Below are 5087 nucleotides of genomic sequence, written 5' to 3'. Positions count from 1 at the left end.
TTATCGGGCGTGGGGGCGCTCTTCCTGGAAAGTGCACAGGCCCAGGAGAAGCCCGCTGCCGAGAAGCCAACGTACGAGAAAGTGCCAGAGCTGATCGGGGCTCCCAAGGACTGGATCAATGGCAAGCCGGTGAAGCTGGCCGATCTCAAGGGGAAAGTGATCGTTGCTTTTTATTGGACTTTTCAATGAGTGAACTGCACGCGTACCATTCCCTACTGGAACAAGTGGGTGAAGAAGTACGCAGACAAGGACGTTGTCTTTGTTTCTATTCATACTCCCGAAGTCGACGCCGAGCGTGTTGTTGAGAATGTTAAAAAATATGTCGAAAAAGAAAAGCTTCTCTTTCCTGTTTTGATTGATAATGATAAAGCGAACTGGAAAAAATGGCGCAATCAGTGGTGGCCCTCTACCTACTTGATTGATAAAAAAGGTCAGGTTCGTGGCCGCTGGGATGGCGAGCTAGACTATAAGAACAGCGGTGCTTTCAGAGATGTCGAGCAAGGAATCGAGCTACTGCGTCGCGAAAAGTAAACTATGGCCCACATTCAGAAAAAACACCCGCTGGCGATCCGCTGGTTCCACTGGGTCAACTTCCCTATTCTGGCGCTGATGATCTGGTCGGGGACACTGATCCTCTGGGCCAATGATGTCTACGCCACCCAGCTCTGGCAGACGGGCTACCGCGTGCTGCACTCTGGCAAAGACGATGAGACGCCCCCTCGGTGGCTGCGCGTGCCAGATCGAATTGTGCTGCGGCCCGATGTGCGTGTGCTCTACTCCGGTGACACGCTTCCCGAGAGCTATCCTGAGCCGGAGAAGCGTACCGAGATTCTCACGGGCTCGCGGCTGGCGGAGGGAATGGCCTGGCACTTCGCGTTCGCTTGGTTCTTCGCGCTCAATGGTCTGGCCTATGTTGTCTTTCTAGGAGCCAGTGGGCAGTGGCGGCATCTTGCCCCCCGAAAAGACTCACTGAAGGAGGCCGTAAAAGTCGCGGTCAAAGACCTGGCGTTCTGGAAGCGCATCGAGGCCGCACCGGCAGGTGAAAAGTACAATCATGCTCAGCGGCTCGCCTACTCTGGCGTGGTGGTGCTAGGCATCCTGATGCTAATTACGGGTCTGGCGATCTCCAAACCGGCGCAAGGGGCGTGGCTAGCGATTCCCTTTGGCGGCTATCAGGGAGCGCGGCTCTGGCACTTTATCGTGACCTGTCTCTTCGTGGCGTTTTTCTTCGTTCATGTAGGGCAGGTGATTCGTGCGGGCTGGAACAACTTCCGCGCAATAATAACGGGCTGGCAGCAGATTGCGGAAACGCCTGAGCCACAAATAACGTTAGTAGAATTAGTAGAAGACGAACCTAGAGAGGAACTGGATGATGAACCTGAACCAACAACCGACGGAACTGACACCGCTGGAGCTTAAGCGGCTCTCACGGCGCTCGTTTTTGTGGGCGGGTGCGGGGGTAGCGGGAAGCCTTAGCCTGCTCTCCCTCTTCAACCACAAAGCCAAAGATGATGGCACGGGGATCAAGCAGCTCTTTCGCACGACGCATCTGGGCAACGAGGCCATTGCGACGACACTAATGTCTGGTTACCGTGCGCCCGAATTTCCCGCCGCACGTGCCGTTGAACCACGAAACAACTACCACGGTGCGACGCCCGAGATTGACACAGAAGCCTGGCGCTTGAACTTCGGCGACTTGCCGCTCACGCTTGCGGATCTCAAGACACTGCCCGAGGTGTCGCTGACCACGGAACTCAAGTGTGTGGAGGGCTGGAGTGCGATTGTGACCTGGACGGGCTGTCGCTTCGCCGATTTTGCGAAAAAGTACCCGCCGATGCCCGATAGTAAGTACGTCTACTTACGCTCCGAACCGGTCGGATTTGAAGACACCTGGTACTACGTCGGTCTGGATATTGAGAGTATGCTGCACCCTCAGACACTGCTGGCGTGGGGCATGAACGGTCAGCCTCTTAGTACAGAGCACGGTGCACCGCTTCGGCTGGCGATCCCTACCAAGTACGGTATAAAAAACATCAAGCTCATCACGCACCTTAGCTACGAGGCCGAGCGACCCGCCGACTACTGGGCCGAGCGCGGGTATGATTTCTATGCAGGACTTTAAGTTTAAACTATGAAAAACGCAAAACACACACTTTTCGTTATGGCAATGGCGCTACTGATCGGTGGCGCAGCCTGGGCACACCAGCAGAAACCGGCGGTTCCCGCGCAGGCAATGAGAGAGACCGACTGGAAAAAGCTGACCGAGGCGCAGTGGCGCAAGCGGCTGACAGCGACCCAGTTTAATATCTTGCGCAAGGCCGCCACCGAGTTCGCCTTCCGCAACGCCTACCACGATAACCATAAAGCTGGAATCTACCGCTGTGCAGGCTGCGATTTAGAACTGTTCACCAGCGAGGCCAAGTTCGACTCCGGCACGGGCTGGCCGAGTTTCTACCAGCCGCTGAAGAAATCGTCGGTTGCCGAGAAGCGCGACCCCGATGGCTCCCGCGTCGAGATTCTCTGTAGCCGCTGCCTGGGGCACCTAGGCCACCTCTTCGACGATGCCAACGGGAGCTTTGGCATCCCTAAAACCCCGACGGGCCTACGCTACTGCATGAACTCGGGCGCGATGAAGTTTGTCGCCAAAGCCGCTGGGCATTAAAATTCGTCCAATGACTAGGCGAAAGATTGTGGTTCTGGGCTCGACGGGCTCGATTGGAACCCAGACACTCGATATCTGCGAGCGGCTTGGGGCGGATCGGGTGGCGGTGGTGGGGCTCGTGGCGCGGCGGGACTCGGCGCTTTTGGCTGAGCAGGCGGTGCGCTGGGGACTCTCTGGTGAGCGTGTGGTGGCCGTGGAGCGCGAGGGCAGCGCGGCGATGACGCGCCTGGCAATGCTTGAGGAGGCCGATACGGTAGTAATCGCCGTGGCGGGCGCGGCGGGGCTCGCGGCGACTTTGGCGGCGTGCGCGGCGGGCAAGCGAGTCTGCATCGCGACCAAAGAAGTTCTGGTGGCAGCGGGAGTACTGGTGACGCAAGCGGCCAGAGACGGCGGCGCGATGCTTCTGCCGATTGACTCCGAGCACTCCGCGCTCTTTCAGTGCCTGGCGGGCTACGATTTTTCACTGATTGATAAGCTCCACATCACGGCATCCGGCGGGCCGTTTCGCACGTGGACAAACGAGCGCATTCAGAACGCCACTCTGGAAGAGGCGCTGAACCATCCGACCTGGCGCATGGGCGGCAAGATTACGATTGACTCCGCTACCCTCATGAACAAAGGGCTGGAGATCATCGAGGCGTGCTGGCTCTACGGCGTCGGCGAGGAAAAAGTGGAGGTGGTCGTCCACCCACAGTCCATCATCCACTCCTTCGTGGAGCTGCGCGATGGGGCGCTCCTTGCCCAGCTTGGCCTGCCAGACATGCGCCTGCCGATCCAGATCGCGCTCCTCCACCCCGAGAAAGTGGACACAGGAATCCCACGCCTCAAACCCACCCAGATGCGCGACCTGACTTTCGAGGCACCCGACCACGTGCGCTTCCCCGCCATCACACTGGCCCGTCAGGCATTTCGCGCCGGAGGAACCGCGCCCGCGATCCTCAACGCCGCCAATGAAGCCGCTGTCGGGGCGTTTCTGGAAGGGAAGCTGCGCTTTGGCCAGATCCTAGAGCGGGTCGCGGATGCCCTGGGTAGCATTTCTTCTTCTGAAGCGGATACACTGGGAAAAATTGTGAGCGCAGATGCTGCGGCACGCCGCTTTATTGCGGAGAATCTGTAGGAGAGAGCATTGCTGCATAAACTAGAGACCTTGCTGACGTGGGCGGTTTTATTTGGCATCCTGATTTTTATTCACGAGCTGGGCCATTTTTTGGCCGCCAAGGCGTTTAAGTTTAAGGTCTACGAGTTCGCCTTTGGATTGCCGTTTGGTAAAAAATGGCGCTACTGGTACGACGGCGAGACGGAGTATACCGTTCGTGCGGTTCTTCTTGGTGGTTTTGTGGGGTTTGCCGAAGCGGAAGCGGACGATGAAACACGCGACAGGCAGATGGCGGACTTCCACGCCAAGCCGATCTACCAGCGCTTAATTGTGATCCTGGCTGGGCCGATCGCGTCGTTTTTGCTGGGCTGGATCGCGTTTGTCGCACTGGTGGGAATGCGCGGAGTCGAGCTGCCTGCTCCGCATAAAATGATGGTGAGCGAGAAAAGCGCGGCGGCGGAGGCCGGGATTCGTACTGGCGATCTGCTGGTCAAGATTGCGGGTGAGTCCATCGCCGACTTTAATGCCATGGCGGCCAAGGTGCGTGGCTCGGCAGGAAAGCCCCTTGAAATCGAGATACGACGCGACGAGAAGCCGCTGACACTGACCGTGCAGCCGCGCGAGGTGCCCGAGGGACGGGAAAAGCTCTATCGAATTGGAGTAGGGCTACAGCCGCGTACAAGGCCTGCACAGATTCAGGAGGTGCTCGGTGAGGCCAATAGACTAACGGGGACATTCCTGAGCGCCTTGGGCAAGCTGGTCTCCACGCCGCGTGAGCTGGGCAAAAATATCGGAGGGCCGATCGCCATCGCGGGCGCTGTCTCCGAAGTGGTCAAGCTGGACTGGGCCGACCGAGTGCTGGCGCTCTTCTCGCTGATGGGGCAGCTCTCGCTCTCCCTGTACGCGGCCAATCTCTTTGTGCCTATCCCCGTCTTTGATGGCGGGCAGGTGGTATTACTTCTCATTGAGGCGATCCGGCGACGGCAGCTCAGTAAAGAGCAGCAGATGGGAGTTGCGCTGGTAGGCTGGGCCCTCGTATTAGTTCTCTTTGTGAGTGTGACATTTAATGACATCCTGAAGCTGCTGGGAAAAGGCTAACAAGCGTGGAAACGTCCGCGAAAACGAGGATACAGCGCTTTTCTCTCACGTTACCGTTGTTCGCTCTGATGGCACTGATTCTCGGGGCGCAAAAGGCGAGCAAGCTCAGCGAGGTAGGCAAATCGAACGGGCTATCCGATCTGACTGCCGATCCCGCACCGCACTTTGTGGCGCTACTCCCCGAGAGCCGTGCACTGGTGACGGAGCGCGGCGCGAACGCGCTCGTGATGC

Annotated in this window: 6 protein-coding genes and 1 pseudogene; all 7 read left to right on the top strand. The window is 58.2% G+C overall.

Translation table 11 applies throughout. The features are described 5' to 3' along the window. Window positions 1–189, top strand: a pseudogene (locus tag ACH2EH_RS09050) (hypothetical protein); the annotation flags it as partial. Then, complete coding sequence (locus ACH2EH_RS09045) at window positions 190–531, top strand: redoxin domain-containing protein (protein WP_395140940.1); 342 nt, start codon at window positions 190–192, stop codon at window positions 529–531. Window positions 532–534: 3 nt separating this feature from the next. Continuing rightward, window positions 535–1419 carry a cytochrome b/b6 domain-containing protein gene (locus ACH2EH_RS09040; protein ID WP_395140939.1) on the top strand — a complete coding sequence of 295 codons (885 nt, stop codon included), beginning with the start codon at window positions 535–537 and terminating at the stop codon, window positions 1417–1419. Then, window positions 1370–2122 carry a molybdopterin-dependent oxidoreductase gene (locus ACH2EH_RS09035; RefSeq protein WP_395140937.1) on the top strand — a complete coding sequence of 251 codons (753 nt, stop codon included), beginning with the start codon at window positions 1370–1372 and terminating at the stop codon, window positions 2120–2122. The genes ACH2EH_RS09040 and ACH2EH_RS09035 overlap by 50 nt, the downstream gene beginning before the upstream one ends. 9 nt (window positions 2123–2131) lie before the next feature. Beyond that, on the top strand, window positions 2132–2662 hold the full coding sequence (msrB, locus tag ACH2EH_RS09030) for a peptide-methionine (R)-S-oxide reductase MsrB (protein ID WP_395140935.1): 531 nt from the start codon (window positions 2132–2134) through the stop codon (window positions 2660–2662). Between the two features lie 10 nt (window positions 2663–2672). After that, window positions 2673–3779: a 1-deoxy-D-xylulose-5-phosphate reductoisomerase gene (dxr, locus tag ACH2EH_RS09025; RefSeq protein WP_395140933.1), complete on the top strand. Its 1107-nt coding sequence runs from the start codon at window positions 2673–2675 to the stop codon at window positions 3777–3779. A 9-nt stretch (window positions 3780–3788) separates the two neighbouring features. Then, window positions 3789–4856, top strand: coding sequence for a M50 family metallopeptidase (locus ACH2EH_RS09020; RefSeq protein WP_395140931.1), 1068 nt, complete (start codon window positions 3789–3791; stop codon window positions 4854–4856). Window positions 4857–5087 lie beyond the last annotated feature (231 nt).

This window comes from Armatimonas sp., from assembly GCF_043760365.1.
In the GTDB taxonomy this organism is placed as follows: Bacteria; Armatimonadota; Armatimonadia; order Armatimonadales; family Armatimonadaceae; genus Armatimonas.
The sequence above is the reverse complement of the archived record's forward strand: the minus strand, read 5'-3'. Positions and strand labels throughout refer to the sequence as shown.

What these genes read in the sequence shown, in the direction of transcription:
- msrB (WP_395140935.1), top strand. Translation starts at nt 2,132, where the DNA reads ATGAAAAACGCAAAACACACACTTTTCGTTATGGCAATGGCGCTACTG.
- ACH2EH_RS09035 (WP_395140937.1), top strand. Translation starts at nt 1,370, where the DNA reads ATGATGAACCTGAACCAACAACCGACGGAACTGACACCGCTGGAGCTT.
- dxr (WP_395140933.1), top strand. Translation starts at nt 2,673, where the DNA reads ATGACTAGGCGAAAGATTGTGGTTCTGGGCTCGACGGGCTCGATTGGA.
- ACH2EH_RS09040 (WP_395140939.1), top strand. Translation starts at nt 535, where the DNA reads ATGGCCCACATTCAGAAAAAACACCCGCTGGCGATCCGCTGGTTCCAC.